Annotated in this window: 28 protein-coding genes; 1 reads left to right on the top strand and 27 read right to left on the bottom strand. The window is 43.9% G+C overall.

Annotated features, from left to right (window positions below; translation table 11 throughout):
• The 21 genes from P5683_RS08780 to P5683_RS08680 form a co-directional block, all read right to left on the bottom strand.
• Nucleotides 1-299: restriction endonuclease subunit S (locus tag P5683_RS08780; RefSeq protein WP_006623208.1), on the bottom strand; the 299-nt coding region annotated here is incomplete at its 3' end.
• 120 nt (nt 300-419) lie between these two features.
• Nucleotides 420-656 carry a type II toxin-antitoxin system HicB family antitoxin gene (locus P5683_RS08775; protein ID WP_006623207.1) on the bottom strand — a complete coding sequence of 79 codons (237 nt, stop codon included), beginning with the start codon at nt 654-656 and terminating at the stop codon, nt 420-422.
• Entirely contained in the window at nt 656-820 is a 165-nt protein-coding gene (locus P5683_RS08770; protein ID WP_006623206.1) for a hypothetical protein, read from the bottom strand. Before P5683_RS08770 ends, P5683_RS08775 begins: the two co-directional genes overlap by 1 nt.
• 61 nt (nt 821-881) lie before the next feature.
• Nucleotides 882-1,169, bottom strand: coding sequence for a DUF3368 domain-containing protein (locus tag P5683_RS08765; RefSeq protein ID WP_006623205.1), 288 nt, complete (start codon nt 1,167-1,169; stop codon nt 882-884).
• Nucleotides 1,166-1,396 carry a UPF0175 family protein gene (locus P5683_RS08760; RefSeq protein ID WP_006623204.1) on the bottom strand — a complete coding sequence of 77 codons (231 nt, stop codon included), beginning with the start codon at nt 1,394-1,396 and terminating at the stop codon, nt 1,166-1,168. Before P5683_RS08760 ends, P5683_RS08765 begins: the two co-directional genes overlap by 4 nt.
• A 101-nt stretch (nt 1,397-1,497) precedes the next feature.
• Entirely contained in the window at nt 1,498-1,746 is a 249-nt protein-coding gene (locus P5683_RS08755; RefSeq protein WP_006623203.1) for a hypothetical protein, read from the bottom strand.
• A gap of 118 nt (nt 1,747-1,864) precedes the next feature.
• The gene (locus tag P5683_RS08750; RefSeq protein ID WP_006623202.1) at nt 1,865-2,215 is read right to left on the bottom strand and encodes a DUF86 domain-containing protein; all 351 of its coding nucleotides are present in this window, start codon (nt 2,213-2,215) and stop codon (nt 1,865-1,867) included.
• The gene (locus P5683_RS08745) at nt 2,212-2,526 is read right to left on the bottom strand and encodes a nucleotidyltransferase family protein (protein ID WP_035759067.1); all 315 of its coding nucleotides are present in this window, start codon (nt 2,524-2,526) and stop codon (nt 2,212-2,214) included. Before P5683_RS08745 ends, P5683_RS08750 begins: the two co-directional genes overlap by 4 nt.
• Nucleotides 2,516-3,157, bottom strand: coding sequence for an HNH endonuclease (locus P5683_RS08740; protein ID WP_006623200.1), 642 nt, complete (start codon nt 3,155-3,157; stop codon nt 2,516-2,518). Before P5683_RS08740 ends, P5683_RS08745 begins: the two co-directional genes overlap by 11 nt.
• A 5-nt stretch (nt 3,158-3,162) precedes the next feature.
• Complete coding sequence (locus P5683_RS08735) at nt 3,163-3,441, bottom strand: hypothetical protein (RefSeq protein ID WP_006623199.1); 279 nt, start codon at nt 3,439-3,441, stop codon at nt 3,163-3,165.
• Between the two features lie 23 nt (nt 3,442-3,464).
• Nucleotides 3,465-3,764 (bottom strand): hypothetical protein, encoded by a 300-nt coding sequence (locus tag P5683_RS08730; protein WP_315641820.1) that lies wholly within the window; start codon nt 3,762-3,764, stop codon nt 3,465-3,467.
• Nucleotides 3,765-3,811: 47 nt separating this feature from the next.
• Nucleotides 3,812-3,952: a type II toxin-antitoxin system PemK/MazF family toxin gene (locus P5683_RS08725; protein ID WP_315651105.1), complete on the bottom strand. Its 141-nt coding sequence runs from the start codon at nt 3,950-3,952 to the stop codon at nt 3,812-3,814.
• A 243-nt stretch (nt 3,953-4,195) separates the two neighbouring features.
• The gene (locus tag P5683_RS08720) at nt 4,196-6,604 is read right to left on the bottom strand and encodes a dynamin family protein (RefSeq protein WP_006623196.1); all 2,409 of its coding nucleotides are present in this window, start codon (nt 6,602-6,604) and stop codon (nt 4,196-4,198) included.
• 461 nt (nt 6,605-7,065) lie between these two features.
• Nucleotides 7,066-7,299: a hypothetical protein gene (locus tag P5683_RS08715; protein ID WP_006669611.1), complete on the bottom strand. Its 234-nt coding sequence runs from the start codon at nt 7,297-7,299 to the stop codon at nt 7,066-7,068.
• Nucleotides 7,272-7,862 carry an ATP-binding protein gene (locus tag P5683_RS08710; protein WP_315639665.1) on the bottom strand — a complete coding sequence of 197 codons (591 nt, stop codon included), beginning with the start codon at nt 7,860-7,862 and terminating at the stop codon, nt 7,272-7,274. Before P5683_RS08710 ends, P5683_RS08715 begins: the two co-directional genes overlap by 28 nt.
• A gap of 157 nt (nt 7,863-8,019) precedes the next feature.
• Nucleotides 8,020-8,484 (bottom strand): hypothetical protein, encoded by a 465-nt coding sequence (locus P5683_RS08705; RefSeq protein ID WP_006623194.1) that lies wholly within the window; start codon nt 8,482-8,484, stop codon nt 8,020-8,022.
• A gap of 8 nt (nt 8,485-8,492) precedes the next feature.
• The gene (locus P5683_RS08700; RefSeq protein WP_006669608.1) at nt 8,493-9,080 is read right to left on the bottom strand and encodes a Uma2 family endonuclease; all 588 of its coding nucleotides are present in this window, start codon (nt 9,078-9,080) and stop codon (nt 8,493-8,495) included.
• 38 nt (nt 9,081-9,118) lie between these two features.
• Nucleotides 9,119-9,688: a Uma2 family endonuclease gene (locus P5683_RS08695; RefSeq protein WP_046318593.1), complete on the bottom strand. Its 570-nt coding sequence runs from the start codon at nt 9,686-9,688 to the stop codon at nt 9,119-9,121.
• A 99-nt stretch (nt 9,689-9,787) separates the two neighbouring features.
• On the bottom strand, nt 9,788-10,060 hold the full coding sequence (locus P5683_RS08690) for a PIN domain-containing protein (RefSeq protein WP_046318595.1): 273 nt from the start codon (nt 10,058-10,060) through the stop codon (nt 9,788-9,790).
• Nucleotides 10,050-10,283, bottom strand: a complete 234-nt coding sequence (locus tag P5683_RS08685; RefSeq protein WP_046318596.1) for a hypothetical protein — start codon at nt 10,281-10,283, stop codon at nt 10,050-10,052. Before P5683_RS08685 ends, P5683_RS08690 begins: the two co-directional genes overlap by 11 nt.
• A 152-nt stretch (nt 10,284-10,435) precedes the next feature.
• Nucleotides 10,436-10,789 (bottom strand): DUF433 domain-containing protein, encoded by a 354-nt coding sequence (locus P5683_RS08680; protein ID WP_315639666.1) that lies wholly within the window; start codon nt 10,787-10,789, stop codon nt 10,436-10,438.
• A 183-nt stretch (nt 10,790-10,972) separates the two neighbouring features.
• Here P5683_RS08680 and P5683_RS08675 point away from each other — a divergent pair, with 183 nt between their 5' ends.
• Complete coding sequence (locus P5683_RS08675) at nt 10,973-11,215, top strand: hypothetical protein (protein WP_231296489.1); 243 nt, start codon at nt 10,973-10,975, stop codon at nt 11,213-11,215.
• 8 nt (nt 11,216-11,223) lie between these two features.
• Here the strand turns inward: P5683_RS08675 and P5683_RS08670 are convergent, their stop codons facing one another.
• The 6 genes from P5683_RS08670 to P5683_RS08645 form a co-directional block, all read right to left on the bottom strand.
• Entirely contained in the window at nt 11,224-11,406 is a 183-nt protein-coding gene (locus P5683_RS08670) for a type II toxin-antitoxin system HicB family antitoxin (RefSeq protein WP_006623185.1), read from the bottom strand.
• Nucleotides 11,407-11,496: 90 nt separating this feature from the next.
• Nucleotides 11,497-11,913 carry a type II toxin-antitoxin system VapC family toxin gene (locus tag P5683_RS08665; RefSeq protein ID WP_315641821.1) on the bottom strand — a complete coding sequence of 139 codons (417 nt, stop codon included), beginning with the start codon at nt 11,911-11,913 and terminating at the stop codon, nt 11,497-11,499.
• Complete coding sequence (locus tag P5683_RS08660) at nt 11,901-12,098, bottom strand: hypothetical protein (protein WP_006623184.1); 198 nt, start codon at nt 12,096-12,098, stop codon at nt 11,901-11,903. Before P5683_RS08660 ends, P5683_RS08665 begins: the two co-directional genes overlap by 13 nt.
• A 66-nt stretch (nt 12,099-12,164) precedes the next feature.
• The gene (locus tag P5683_RS08655; protein WP_006623183.1) at nt 12,165-12,434 is read right to left on the bottom strand and encodes a hypothetical protein; all 270 of its coding nucleotides are present in this window, start codon (nt 12,432-12,434) and stop codon (nt 12,165-12,167) included.
• Nucleotides 12,435-12,581: 147 nt separating this feature from the next.
• Nucleotides 12,582-12,791 carry a hypothetical protein gene (locus P5683_RS08650; RefSeq protein ID WP_006623182.1) on the bottom strand — a complete coding sequence of 70 codons (210 nt, stop codon included), beginning with the start codon at nt 12,789-12,791 and terminating at the stop codon, nt 12,582-12,584.
• Nucleotides 12,792-12,796: 5 nt separating this feature from the next.
• Nucleotides 12,797-13,030, bottom strand: coding sequence for a hypothetical protein (locus P5683_RS08645; protein ID WP_006623181.1), 234 nt, complete (start codon nt 13,028-13,030; stop codon nt 12,797-12,799).
• Between the last annotated feature and the right edge of the window lie 4 nt (nt 13,031-13,034).

Below are 13,034 nucleotides of genomic sequence, written 5' to 3'. Positions count from 1 at the left end.
AAAGCACGGTTTGGAATTGGAGTTGGCGAAGGTGACTTCCCTTTCGACCATAACATTACATAGGTTCTTTGATATGCGTTAAATTTGCCATTGTAGTGCTTTACAGAAAATATCCCATTTGCATTGTTGCATGCTAGTAAAACAGCATCACCATCAAAGCTATATTCATTAATAGAACGGGTGACAGGTGAACAAGTGAAGTAAGGATATATTCCTCCATCCACCGCAGCATTTGAGTCAAGACGACCCGTTTGTATAACAGCAATTTTTCCCAAAGGTTCGATATTCCACTCACTCATCGATCGCCTCCTTTAATCAATCAGAAAATACACTTACAGCCAGAGAACCCGCCACCTTAGACCCGCCAGCTAAGGGATCCTAGGGTCAAGATATAGACTTTGTGCTTTCCACTCATTCAGCTAATCCATTCCCCCAGCAACTTGTAACACCTGCGGCTCTGGTAGATCCTTTCCCTCTGTCCTGTAGCTTTCGAGTAACAACTCCAAGACCTCCTGGGCGTTAGTCAGTGCCTCCTCGTAGGTGTCCCCGTGGGTAAAATAGCGCTGTATTGGCGTGGCAAACTCCGGCAGTTCCACCAGATAACAATTATCTTCTTCAGACCAGATGATATTGATGCGATATTTAGATGGGATCATTAACCTTGCTCCTTATCTTTAAGTATTTGGAGTGCCGCACCCGCTTTTCTAAGCATAGCCTTTAACTCCCCAATCTTTTTAGGCATCGTTTGCACAGCGTCGGCATTGCCGCTCGCCACCTTTAATAAATCATAAAATACACTTACAGCGAGAGAACCCGCCACCCTAGACCCGCCACCCCAGCGATCCTAGCGTCAAAATACAGATTTTGTGCTTTTCATTCACTCAGCGATCGCCCCCTCCACCAACTTCTCCTGAATCAGTGCTGTTAACCGTTCCAGTCATCGACTCATCATCACCCGCCAACTTCAACGCTTGGGCTTTCAGAGCTTCGCTCACATAAAACCCAACCGATTCTAAAGAGTCAATCACCCCCTTAACCGAATCAATCATTCCCCTGTTCTTCGCTATAATTAAAATTCCCATAGTTCCTGTGATTTTCACCCCCAAGCGTTGAGCCACTTTCCGAGCTTGCAGATCATCCACAATCAATCGACCCAGATTTTGACTCATGACAATAAGTCAACCTCTGCGGCTAAATCATCAGGAGAATAGGCCAAGACAGGCACATGATAATGTCCCAAAATCTCCATAAATGCTCGTTGGGAATAACCCGCCACCTTTGCCGCTTGTCCAATCGAAAGCCTGCCCACCTCATAAAGCTTGATTGCCAGTAGTAGTTTCACTTCATCTGGCGAAAATTCAAACGCTAGTTCGAGCTTTAGTTCTTGCATAAACATGGTTTCATCCTCTGTATATTAATTTAAAACATTCCCAGAGCCGCTAAAATATCCGCCTCATCTCAATCATCATAATCTGCCATAATTTCTGAATGCGTCTTTCATTCTCGCTCCCAGTCATTGCGTAAATTCTCAATCCGTTTTGCCACTTCCAAAGGGTCAGCTACAGGACGGTTTGCCAATCGAGGTGATTGTAACAATGCCAGAATTTTGGCTCCGTTCCCTGCCCCATTGGTAGGTAGAGGGGCAAGCACCGTCACGATCGCCCTTGTCGCCACCTCAACTCGCAAAGGCTCCAAAGTGCGAATCGTTCCGTCTGGTTGAATAATGGCTTCTACTGCTTTTAACATGATTAACCCTCCACCAATAAACTAAATGCAAACATTCCCAAATCTGCAACAATATCTACCTCCTCTAAATCATGAGCCATCCTAGCGTCAAAATACAGATTTTGTGCTTTTAATTCACTCAGTGATCGCCCCCTTCACCAACTTCTGACAATATTTGAATAACCTGAACTTTCAGCCTCGGTAAATCATTAACAACAATTGACCAAACCAAATTCAAAGACAAGCGTAAATACTCATGAACAATAATATTTCTGAATGCAATAATTTGTACCCAAGGAACTTGTGGATACAGAGCAGTTAACTCATGCGGTATATCATTGGCTGCTTCTCCAATAATTTGTAAATGATGAACAATCCAAACTTGAACTAATTCTTGATCCTCAAAAGCACTCCTCCCTTGGCTTACATATCGCTCGATCGCCTCAATAGCATCTAAAATATCCTGTAAGCGCTCCTCTGGTTTTCTCATAAAGCGATCGCCTCACTTAAAACTCGATCCTTAATGCGGGCTTTCAGCATATCCACCGTAGCCACATCCACCTTACGCTGGAGTAAATTCTCCAAATCGAGCAATAAACCCGCAGGAAACCAAGGGGTAATTTTTTCTAGGTCGTAGTCAATCAAGAAATCAATATCACTATCCTCATCAGCCTCACCTCGCGCCACAGAGCCAAAAATCCTTACATTCTTTGCTCCGTGTTTTTGAGCAATAGCGAGAATGTCCTCACGTTTTTGTCGTAGTAAATTAAGATTGGGTTTTTCTTTTAGGTCACTGATCATTCGCCCCTCCGCCAACTTCTGTAATTTCATTTAACGCCATCTCCAACTGCGCCACACTGGGCAAAACCGCCCGCAACTCCTGCGGTAACTCCTGCTGATACCGGGCAAGAAGGGGAGTAATCACCTTTGCGCCCCAGCCCTCCTGAGCCTGCCGTGCTAAAATTTCCCGCCCAATTTGCCAATACAACAAAACCAACTCTCTATCGTCCAAGGGTGGGTGTCGCCCAATTTCGTAATCGGCGGCTCGAATAGCCAGGATGCGTTCCCGATTAAGGGCTAGTGCTGCCACCGTTGCTCGTCCAGTGGGAGTAATGCCCATAATCCTTAGACAATCGTCAGACCAGCGAAAATGATCCAGCCACCGATCCTGTCTGGGATGAAACAAAGCGACCTTTTGCTCCGATTCTGGATCAATAGCCTCTTGATAGCGTCCTTTCCGACGATTGCAGTGAAAACAGGCCAGAGCCAAATTATTAAGATCGCTAGACCCCCTTTCTGCTAAAGGAATAATGTGATCGATGGTAAATTGTACATATTGCCACTGTTCCGAAGCATGACAATATTCACAAAGTCCTTTGGCGCGTTGCCTAACCGTTGCTTGTATCTGTTCAGAAATCCAGGGACGATCCATTTTATTTAACCTTGGGAATTAGGCGCAACTGCCAAATTCCGAATCGTGCGATTGACAAAACTTAAATAATCATCAATTTCCTCATAGGCATCTAACTCCTGTTCTTCTAACTCAGTTAAGGCTTCAAGTTGCTGTTTTTCCAACAACATGACAATCCGATTCTGCACGGTTGCCGATGCCCGAAAAATTGGGACACCGGATTCCAACTCAATTCGCACCGCCCCATCTAGGGGTAACGAATCAGGGAGATGATGGAGGGGAGGGAGGGAAGGATGAACTAGCATCAGGGTAAAAGGTTTGGTTTTTCTTATTTTAATTCACTCTGGGCAAACAATCCCCGGATCAAGGTTTCCATCTGCTCCGACTGAAAGGGTAAATTCCGATATACATCAAACCCGGAAAAGGCATTTTTATCCGGTTCCCACACATTCACCCGACAAAAGGCGATACGGCTACCGCCACACTCAGCGATCGCTCCTTCAACTCTCGCCGACTTCAGCCATTGTTCCAGAATTAAAGCTACATCAAGGAAGATACCGAATTGGGTTTTGGCTACCTTCGGCTGTAAAAATAACAACCACCTTTTCACCTGGCTTGAGCAAGTCACGGGCTTTCACAAATCACTCCTACAATATCAATAATGGCAAGGTTTGATCAAACTGTACCCTGAAACTGGCAGGCAATTCGCGTCGGGTAGGCTTTCCCTTTTGTCGTCATTGGTGCAATAATCACCGTGGCAATATAAAGGTTCATTTCATCCGGTGAGATCATCACACAGGGTCGTTTTTTCTGAATTTCACTGCCAATTGTGGGGTCAAGATTAACCCAAAAAACATCGAAATGCGATCGCTACGACTCCCATTCGCTTTGTTCCCAATCGGTACTGTTTATATGTGAGACTCACTTTTAATTTCACATTGTGAATCGTACAAGGTCACCATTTATGGGAATTCCATTCACTAAGTTGAGCAGTGCTTTATCGCTAACTATAGGAACTCAACGCTCTAGTTTTTTGAGTTCCTCGAGATGGTTTGCTCCTCACTGTCTTAGGAGTAATGAATTGGCAGACTCAGCATAAGTTCTACACTTTTTTATTTGTGCAGTTGCCTCTGGGACAATTGAGTTCAACCCACTGATAAGCGTTTTCTTCTCCTCAGCAGCAAGTTGCTGATCTTCCTGAGCCTGCTTTAAGCTATCCCTGTAGTTACTTAAATAGGCATCCAAAGAGGCAAAAAATTGATCAACCCGCTGTTGGAAATCATCATCAAGATACTTATTCAAACTTTCTTCAAGAGCAGTAATACTCGCTTCCATTGAATAATTGATTTCAGGAATCAACTCATTTAGTGAAACCGTATAATAATCTACATTCTTGTCAGGACGCTTTCGTTTTTCTGTAAGATCGATTGGTATTATCCAAAGCCAATGCCACCACACTCTTTTGTTAACTGTTACTTCTTCATATCCCTGACCTATGGTTTTGGTTTGGCTTCTAATGGGAGGTCTATTAACAGATATATGGTCAGATGTATCTACAACAGGAGGGGGTAGAGAAAGGGTGATATCAAAAGATTTATTAAGACGGGTACGTGCTCTTTCAATAATGGGGTTTGTTTCTTGTTCCAAAAAACTCATTAATTTTGAACGTGCTTTCTCAACCTCGCGAATCGTTTCCTCTCGAACGGCGACCAGAAGACTCTCTGCTCGTTGCTTGGCATAAGCAACGGCTCCATTGGCAAATTCCTCTGCTTCATCATCACTCTTAAATTCCAAGATTCCAGAACTCTTCAATTCTACGGCGTTTTTCAGTCTTTGGGAAATCCATTTAGGAAATAGTTCAAAGCTACCCAGCGGAGTCGTAAAAATTTTTCTTGCTTCTATGTCTAGCCTTTGGATTAAATTAGCTTGCTCATAGTCTTCTTTGGCAAAGTAATCTTCAAGACTTATGGCTGCTGTTTCCTTTAATTTCCCAAGTAAGTCTTCAAGATTTTTTTGAAGATGATTCTTGATATTATCAACTTCTTTAAGTCGCTTACGACTCAGTTCAAGATGTTCAAGATCTTGCTCCAACGCTGCCACTTCTAACCTGAGTTTCTCTTCGTCTTTAGCAATGGCACTACTTCTTAGTATAACGTCATCTCTCAATTCTTCTAAACGTTGACGGCTAAGATTAAGTGCAGATTTGATACATCTGGGAGCAGCACTTTCCATGAGAACATTGATGGCGTTCTCCAAGAAGGGCTCAAAACCGGACTTCTTCCATAATCTCTGAGCCTTTTTTTGCAATTGTTCCAATGAACAATCTTCAAGTTCTTCTTCCCAATCAATCCCAAAAACTTGCTCTGCTAAAGCTCTTGCAGTTTTCATCTCCTCTTTTTTAATATTAGGGTGATGTTGCATTTCCGAAAGGAAACTCGCCGCACAAAAAGCCCATCTGGCGGCTACCTCAAACACCCTTCCTGCATCACTTGATTCACCCAATCCCAAATCAGCAATGACAAACTGCTTCACCTTCTCAGATGTCATCGGATCTTTTTCAGTTCTTTGATCAACCTTATTGACAAGAACATATAAATTCTCTTTCCCTAACAATCGAACAACCGGTTCAACTTGGCGCTTAATTTCCTCTGCTGCTTTGTTATTTAACTGTGTAAAGTCAAGGACAATTAGAACCATTGAACTTCGGCGTAATTGCTCTGCTACAACCGCAGACAATCTCAGGTTTTCTCCGGCTTCATTAGGTCCGGGAGTATCAACAATAACGAGATTTCCTAAGAATTTAGATTGACCAGCATCTGTGGCTTTCCAGAAAGGAGTATAGATGCAGGGAACGTCAAAATATTCTTGATTTAATGGATCTATCAACGGCTCAAGAACTGTACAAACGCGAACGATGTCATTCAAATCCGTTAATGTTTGTTTGATGCCTTCTAACCCCCCTATCTCAGACTGAATCGAGAAGCCATCTTGAATTTTCGGAATCAGTGAAGTTAAATGGGGATACTTTGCCATTTTGGTAACTGCCTGATTTAGACCGTTTGTTTGAATTTTCTGCTGTAGAGTTGAAAGAGTCCTCTTTAAACATGAAATAGTATTTGGCTTCAGCTCTAAAACTGGCTGTGCTTGATCAGAACGAAGAATAATTTCCGTGGGTAACGTAGTCATGGCTGATGCCCGACTAGGTAATATATCTTGTCCAACAATCGCGTTGATAATCGTAGACTTCCCCGCCTTCATAGGAGCAACGATCGCCATGACTAACTCAAGATCTTCTACATTCTTTTTGGCATCTACAACTTCTTTTTGAAACCCGGCATACTTCTTACCTGAAGGGTCAGAAATCAACAGATTACTGGCACGATACATTAACTCTTCGATTTTCTTAAGTAGACTTATTACGTCTTGTTGCAAGTCCTCAAGATTTGGTTGTAGAAAATCTGTACTCATGATGGGTTATTAGAATCAATTGACTTAACTAGAGAAATATAGTTTGTATGATCACCATATCTTTAGGCATTTGGGTTAATTCATCCTTGCTCAAGATCTTGTGTAACTCTCTGCCAACTGGTCTAACTTAACCTGGCTGCAAAACCGACAGCATTTAGCCACGACTCCACCGAGGGCTGGCGACATAACCATTATTAATTAGGCGGCGATTAGCAGCCTAACATACCTAAGACTTTAGGAAGCTGAACCCTCCATAACTAAGCTGTGCTGGGATTTTAGCACATAAATATCGAGGTGTCAAAAATTTCTAGATCTAGCATACACAAAACTTCATTACTCGCCCAATTCCTTAAATGGCAAGGGGTTCAGCCTTTTTTAAAGGTGGATGTTATACAGAATCAAGGGGATATGCACCTTAGCCTCAAAAAGCTACAAGCCTTTACTACCAGGAGTTACTGTTTTTAATCACTCTGGGCAAACAATCCCCGGATCAAGGTTTCCATCTGCTCCGACTGAAAGGGTAAATTCCGATATACATCAAACCCGGAAAAGGCATTTTTATCCGGTTCCCACACATTCACCCGACAAAAGGCGATACGGCTACCGCCACGCTCCGCGATCGCTCCTTCAACTCCCGCCGACTTCAGCCAGTTTTCCAGATAATCTACTAGGGTCGGTTGGGTAAATTGTGCCAAGTCAACCCAAGCCCGAATATCCCATTGGCGATCGCCTGTAACCGTGTCGTTTTTCCTGACCCCGGTTCACCAATAACGGCAATCCGTCGCCCCTGACTTTGGGGAGTTTTTCCCTGCCGCAAAACCCGATTAAAAAACTCATCCTCACTAATAGGAGTCATTCTCTCTTCTTCCCGTTCCCACTGTTCTCGGTTTTCCAGACTTAGCCCCGGTTTCCGTTCCTTAGTTGGGTATAGCTCCACCAATGCCAACGGCACATAAACATCCACCCGCTTAAATGCCGGATTAGCCGTTAAGAATACCTGTCGGTTAGGCAGCATTAACTCCGCAATCGCTCGCCATTCTGCTAAGGAAAGATGGGGGTTAGCGGCATCAAAATGCGATCGAATTTCCTCCACCAAACTTTCGAGGGTTCTTTCCAGTCCTTGCAACAACTGAGTTATCTGGGTTTCCATCACCCCGAACCGTTGACAGACTTCGGCAAAACCCGACTCAATTGTGCCGGAAATCTCCCTAAAAAATGCCTGCTGCTGGGTGAGGTTTCTCCTTTTACAGGCTGCCATATTGAGGCGGATAAAAATATCACCCCATTCTGTAGCGGTGAGGTTGCCTTGTTGGGTGAGTTGGTATTCTTGGGGGGTGAGGAATTGGTCGAGTTTGGCTTCTCGTCGTTCAGGGTAACGTTGTTTGGCTAGTTCCTGTTGGGCGATCGCAACCCAGTTATCCTTGGCTTGGGCGGCGATTTTTTCGAGATATTCGCGGGTTTTGCCGCCCTGTTGTTTGGCTGCGAGGGTGATAACGGCGGCGTTCGCGTAGCGTCTCGTAGAGAATCGCTTTCCCGACTGCTTTGGTTAAATCCTGATTTTCTAGGGAAACTCTCCCCTCTCGTGCATCGATTAAAGCATCAACAGCATTAGCCGTATTCCCCGCCGCCACATTCCCTAACGCGGTGGCTAAGATGTTTCCCCAGACCATCCCTTCTGCGGCGGCTAGGGGGGGGAACGCCAAGCTACCCAGGACGCACCCGCTACCGATGGTTAATTTTACGATGGTGTCGCGCTCGAACTTCATGTTGATGCCTGGAACATTAGGGATTATTCTAACACCCAGGAAGTTACACGGTTTGAGGCTGCTTTGGTGGGGGTGGCGGGTGGAGATATGGGCGATCGCACTGGAGTCATCCATCTTGTACACTAAACCGCATTAGACGATGGCTCAAACACAACCTCTTCGTAAAACTCCTCTATCGCCACACTTAATCCAATACTTTTTAGCTCCACAACATCGCCCGGTCGATAGCTCAGAATTAACCAATCCCCCGCCTCGTTTTTGTGATACATATCGATCGCCATCTCCTCCGAACTAGCTAATACATAATCCACCAAATTCGGATTTTGGCGGTACATTTCAAACTTCTTGCCCCGGTCATAAGCCTCAGTGCTGGGGGATAAAACCTCGACAATTAGACAGGGATAGGTAATGTATTGGGCGCTAGAATTGTCTCTCTGATCGCAGGTAACACTCAGATCTGGATAGATATAGTTGTCAGTGTTGAGAACATTTACGCGACAATCAGAATTGTAGGTTTTACAACCACTGCCTCGGAGATGAGGCTTGATAATCGCTAAAAAGTTACCAGCCACATCACTATGATTTCTGGTACCACCCGTCATCCCATACACGCGACCATCGATTAACTCATGCTTTTCGAGTTGTTGCTCCTCCCAAATAAAATACTCCTCCGGCGTAAAGTAGCGCCCTTTTTCTTTGGCTGCGATCATCACTATTTCTTAGCTCATAACAACAGTGAATAATTGCCCTACTCGAAGACAACCTCTTCGTAAAATTCCTCTATCGCCACACTGAATCCAATACTTTTTAGCTCCACAACATCGCCGGGTCGATAGCTCAGAATTAACCAATCCCCCGCCTCGTTTTTGTGATACATATCGATCGCCATCTCCTCCGAACTAGCTAATACATAATCCACCAAATTCGGATTTTGGCGGTACATTTCAAACTTCTTGCCCCGGTCATAAGCCTCAGTGCTGGGGGATAAAACCTCGACAATTAGACAGGGATAGGTAATGTATTGTGTATGCTCACGATCGCGATCGTCACAAGTCACACTCAAATCAGGATAAGTATAGTTAGAGGTATCAAGAATATTGACCTTTAGATCCGAATTAAAAACTCGACATCGACTTCCCCGCAAGTGCGCTTTGATGAGGCTGACGATATTAATTTTGATCGCACTATGATTTTGCGTGCCACCCGTCATCGCATACACGCGACCATCGATTAACTCATGCTTTTCGAGTTGCTGCTCCTCCCAAGTAAAATACTCCTCCGGCGTAAAGTAGCGCCCTTTTTCTTTGGCTGCAATCATAGCTATCTCCTAGTTGAAAAAGACGAACACTAACTCAAACCTGAAAACCTAATCCTCGCCAATTCTCCCGAATTGCCACCAGAGGCGGTGCCGACTCCTTCAGCTTGCCAATGGTCGGCTGCTTGGCGTTGGCTTGCCGCTGATTGGACAATCGGTCAATGATACGCAGTTAATTAGCCTTAAAATTTCTCGCATTTGATGGGCTTGTTTTTCGGTTAGACCAGGGTAACAAAGCAATTCAACCCAAGTAATTGGACAGTAAAATCCCTCTGCTTGTCGGCTGTCAATTTCCTCAAATACATCCTGAACTTCCGGCTGATTATTAAAATAATAAATCAGGATATTAGTATCAAGAAGGTATTTAGTCGGCATCCCATTCTTGTCGAATTTTTAATTGAAATTTCAGAGCATCAACGCGCTTGGGTAGAAACCCACGCCATCGATTCAAGTTGAGTCGGGGTGATTCGGTAGTGTTTTGCACCTCTTGAGAGGGTTCACCCTGAGAAACTAGGGTAGCTAGTTCTTTTAACAGAAGTTTTTGCTCATCTGAGGTTAGAGTTTGAGCTTGATGCAGAATTTCTTGGTAATTAGACATCGGTTTTGGAGTCAGCTTTCAGGTGATGTTTTTATTATACTCGCTATTGGCTCAACCGGGTTTATTTTGAAGGTGGGGAATCATAAACCGGGTTTGTATCAAAACTCTGCTTAGTCCCTGAAACTATTGCAGAAACACGATTTCTCAGATACTCAAAGTTCATAGCTTTTCCTCTTTTGCTGAAGCCTTTGTTTAAAATCGGCAGTATGATGACCGACTCCTATTGTAATTAAATCAGCTTTCAGGTTCTGGATTTCTTCCTGTTGTTGGGCAATTTGAGCATCAATTTGGGGTTGATAGGTGTAGTAATAACTGAGGGCAGAATAAATGGCAGCCAGGGAAATTTCTGGGTGTTGAAAGTGCAGTTCTTCTGGACTCCAGCCGTGGGCGTGTTTTTCTTGAATTAGTTGGGCAACTGAAACGCGACTCTGGGCAATGGTTGCCTGATTTTGAGCATCAATCTCTAGGTATTGCCAAGTTACAGGAGTATCGGTGGTGAATGTCATCTTGAGGACAGGGCAAGGGTTGATACTATTATAGCCAAGTATTGTCAAGGGGCGATCGCGATATGGAGAGAAAATCTGGGTCCCTTTCTAGGTATTGCGGCAGTCACCACGAGCGCGAGGGGTTGGGGGACAACCACCGGGGGGATGGGATGGTTAAACGGGGGGTGATATGGTGCTATAATTGTGTCAAACCCTAAATTGCTAATTGACAAGAAAACTATGGCTAGTATTATTCTTCAGGTTGATGAAGAGATTAAGGCGGCATTTGAACAGGCTAACCCGGAAATCCAGAAACAGTTAAGTCATATTGTTCAGTTATTTTTACGACGAAATTTATATGACAAGCGTTTAACTGAGGTGATGGCAGAAATTTCAGACAAAGCACAACAACGAGGCTTAACGCCAGAAATTTTACAAGATATTTGAGCCGATGACTATGTTGGCTCTATTTTGTTTAGGCTATTATTCGCAACAGTGAGCCACCCCTGAACAGCATCTTGTAAATTTTGCCGAACCTCTTCTATAGTATCTCCCTCGGTAATACAACCCGGAAGTGCCGGAACTTCTGCCCAATAGCCACCTTCTTCTGCTGGATGAATAATTGCTGTAATTTTCATAAGCTAAGTATTAGTAAACTGCCGTTAAACAAAATTTTTTCTTCGCCCATTAGCCGTTACAAATGATTTGGCAGCTTGGGTGGGGAATGGTTAATCTGTATCATTACCCTCCTTCACCCCTTCAAAGGGATTACATAATGTTAACTCAGGTACGCGCTTGAAGTCATCCACATTTCTAGTCATCACACAAGCAGAGCAGTGCAATGCAGTTGCCGCAATCAGGGCATCGGGAAGTTTGAGGCGGTTATGTCGCCGTAATTGAATGGTGCGATCTTCAATTTGGGGCAGTAGGGGGACTTGTTCAAACTGCATCAACAAATCAGTAATGACCGCTTCTTCCTCATTGGATAATTCTGGGAAACTCAGCAACTCAATTCGCACAATGCAGGAAATAATCACCTCATTTTGTCTGATAAATGATTCTGAGAAAAATGGCAAGATTGCTGCTTCGTCAGCCAAGTAGTCAATAAATATGTTGGTGTCGTAGAGATATTTCACCGCTCCCATTCCTGACGCATTGTGTCGAGATGAGCCCGCATTTTGTCTCGCTTATCTTTTAGCAATCCCTTGGCTTGGGCAACCTTGGCATAATCCCGTTGCCAGAGGGCTACCACTGAAGCAGGCACATCTACGGTAATAAATTCCTCATTTTGGTCAATTAAATACTGCTTAGAAATTTTAATAATGGGCATGATTTTATCCTTCAATGTTTACTGCTAATTTCAGCCGTTTATATCCAATCATTACAGGATAGTAGGTCATGGCAAATCATCTTGAGGATATTTCTTTTGCAAATAATGAGCGATCGCCTTTTTGCGATTAGCCCTTTCCGACAAATCAGGCGGCGCATCTTCTAACAGATGTTCAGGATGTCCGCCCAATCTTTCGACAATAGTTTGGCGGGGTTGTAAACTCAACCAGCGTTCTTTAACCAACCGTTTAATCAATTCATCGCTGGTCGTTTTTTCCTTGGCTAAAATTTCCACTAAACGGGCTTCGGTTTCGGGGTCTAGTTGTATGTTCAGCATGAGTCTTTCGGATTGGTGATTGATGTCTAATTGTACCTGATTGATGCCGACTCATCCTTAAACCGATTTAAGTTGAGGAGGGGCTAAGGGGGCTAGGACTATTATAGCCAATTTTCCAGAAACCGGGTTTCTTTGATTCCACGCAGCCTAAGACATTTTTAACACTTGTTGGAGCGGGGCAGAGAGTTCAATAGGCATAAAATAGGAGTTAGGATACAGATAATCTTCCCCTGATTCATCAATAACCCGAATCATTTGATGGCGATCGGCTTTTGAGTCGGGTAAGACTTGATAAATCTTGCGAACTTCTAGGGAAGCGGCATAGTCTGTATTTTTGATGCAAACAACAAAGTTCATGGCTTTTACTCCAGTAGATATTTAATCTTGAATTCTTTGCGCCCAATGCCGTGGGCTTCATACCAATGAATTTCGGCTTGACAGATTGTGCCATCTTCGAGTTGAATGGTGGCGATGCCTTTCAGTTTACGCCACCGTCCAGAACCATAGGCTTTTTCCAGTCGTTCGAGTTCTCGAATTGAGCGATTAAAAGCAATAGTTTCAATGTCATCAATCTCTCCTAAAATGTCAAATTTCAAGTGC

Source organism: Limnospira sp. PMC 1279.21 (genome assembly GCF_032349615.1).
In the GTDB taxonomy this organism is placed as follows: domain Bacteria; phylum Cyanobacteriota; class Cyanobacteriia; order Cyanobacteriales; family Microcoleaceae; genus Limnospira; species Limnospira fusiformis.
The sequence above is the reverse complement of the archived record's forward strand: the minus strand, read 5'-3'. Positions and strand labels throughout refer to the sequence as shown.

What these genes read in the sequence shown, in the direction of transcription:
- P5683_RS08750 (WP_006623202.1), bottom strand. Translation starts at nt 2,215, where the DNA reads ATGAGAAAACCAGAGGAGCGCTTACAGGATATTTTAGATGCTATTGAG.
- P5683_RS08660 (WP_006623184.1), bottom strand. Translation starts at nt 12,098, where the DNA reads ATGCCCATTATTAAAATTTCTAAGCAGTATTTAATTGACCAAAATGAG.
- P5683_RS08720 (WP_006623196.1), bottom strand. Translation starts at nt 6,604, where the DNA reads ATGAGTACAGATTTTCTACAACCAAATCTTGAGGACTTGCAACAAGAC.
- P5683_RS08745 (WP_035759067.1), bottom strand. Translation starts at nt 2,526, where the DNA reads ATGATCAGTGACCTAAAAGAAAAACCCAATCTTAATTTACTACGACAA.
- P5683_RS08670 (WP_006623185.1), bottom strand. Translation starts at nt 11,406, where the DNA reads ATGAAAATTACAGCAATTATTCATCCAGCAGAAGAAGGTGGCTATTGG.
- P5683_RS08665 (WP_315641821.1), bottom strand. Translation starts at nt 11,913, where the DNA reads ATGGGAGCGGTGAAATATCTCTACGACACCAACATATTTATTGACTAC.
- P5683_RS08655 (WP_006623183.1), bottom strand. Translation starts at nt 12,434, where the DNA reads ATGCTGAACATACAACTAGACCCCGAAACCGAAGCCCGTTTAGTGGAA.
- P5683_RS08650 (WP_006623182.1), bottom strand. Translation starts at nt 12,791, where the DNA reads ATGAACTTTGTTGTTTGCATCAAAAATACAGACTATGCCGCTTCCCTA.
- P5683_RS08680 (WP_315639666.1), bottom strand. Translation starts at nt 10,789, where the DNA reads ATGACATTCACCACCGATACTCCTGTAACTTGGCAATACCTAGAGATT.
- P5683_RS08685 (WP_046318596.1), bottom strand. Translation starts at nt 10,283, where the DNA reads ATGTCTAATTACCAAGAAATTCTGCATCAAGCTCAAACTCTAACCTCA.
- P5683_RS08775 (WP_006623207.1), bottom strand. Translation starts at nt 656, where the DNA reads ATGATCCCATCTAAATATCGCATCAATATCATCTGGTCTGAAGAAGAT.
- P5683_RS08740 (WP_006623200.1), bottom strand. Translation starts at nt 3,157, where the DNA reads ATGGATCGTCCCTGGATTTCTGAACAGATACAAGCAACGGTTAGGCAA.
- P5683_RS08695 (WP_046318593.1), bottom strand. Translation starts at nt 9,688, where the DNA reads ATGATTGCAGCCAAAGAAAAAGGGCGCTACTTTACGCCGGAGGAGTAT.
- P5683_RS08700 (WP_006669608.1), bottom strand. Translation starts at nt 9,080, where the DNA reads ATGATCGCAGCCAAAGAAAAAGGGCGCTACTTTACGCCGGAGGAGTAT.
- P5683_RS08705 (WP_006623194.1), bottom strand. Translation starts at nt 8,484, where the DNA reads ATGGATGACTCCAGTGCGATCGCCCATATCTCCACCCGCCACCCCCAC.
- P5683_RS08760 (WP_006623204.1), bottom strand. Translation starts at nt 1,396, where the DNA reads ATGTTTATGCAAGAACTAAAGCTCGAACTAGCGTTTGAATTTTCGCCA.
- P5683_RS08710 (WP_315639665.1), bottom strand. Translation starts at nt 7,862, where the DNA reads ATGGCAGCCTGTAAAAGGAGAAACCTCACCCAGCAGCAGGCATTTTTT.
- P5683_RS08755 (WP_006623203.1), bottom strand. Translation starts at nt 1,746, where the DNA reads ATGTTAAAAGCAGTAGAAGCCATTATTCAACCAGACGGAACGATTCGC.
- P5683_RS08735 (WP_006623199.1), bottom strand. Translation starts at nt 3,441, where the DNA reads ATGCTAGTTCATCCTTCCCTCCCTCCCCTCCATCATCTCCCTGATTCG.
- P5683_RS08690 (WP_046318595.1), bottom strand. Translation starts at nt 10,060, where the DNA reads ATGCCGACTAAATACCTTCTTGATACTAATATCCTGATTTATTATTTT.
- P5683_RS08765 (WP_006623205.1), bottom strand. Translation starts at nt 1,169, where the DNA reads ATGAGTCAAAATCTGGGTCGATTGATTGTGGATGATCTGCAAGCTCGG.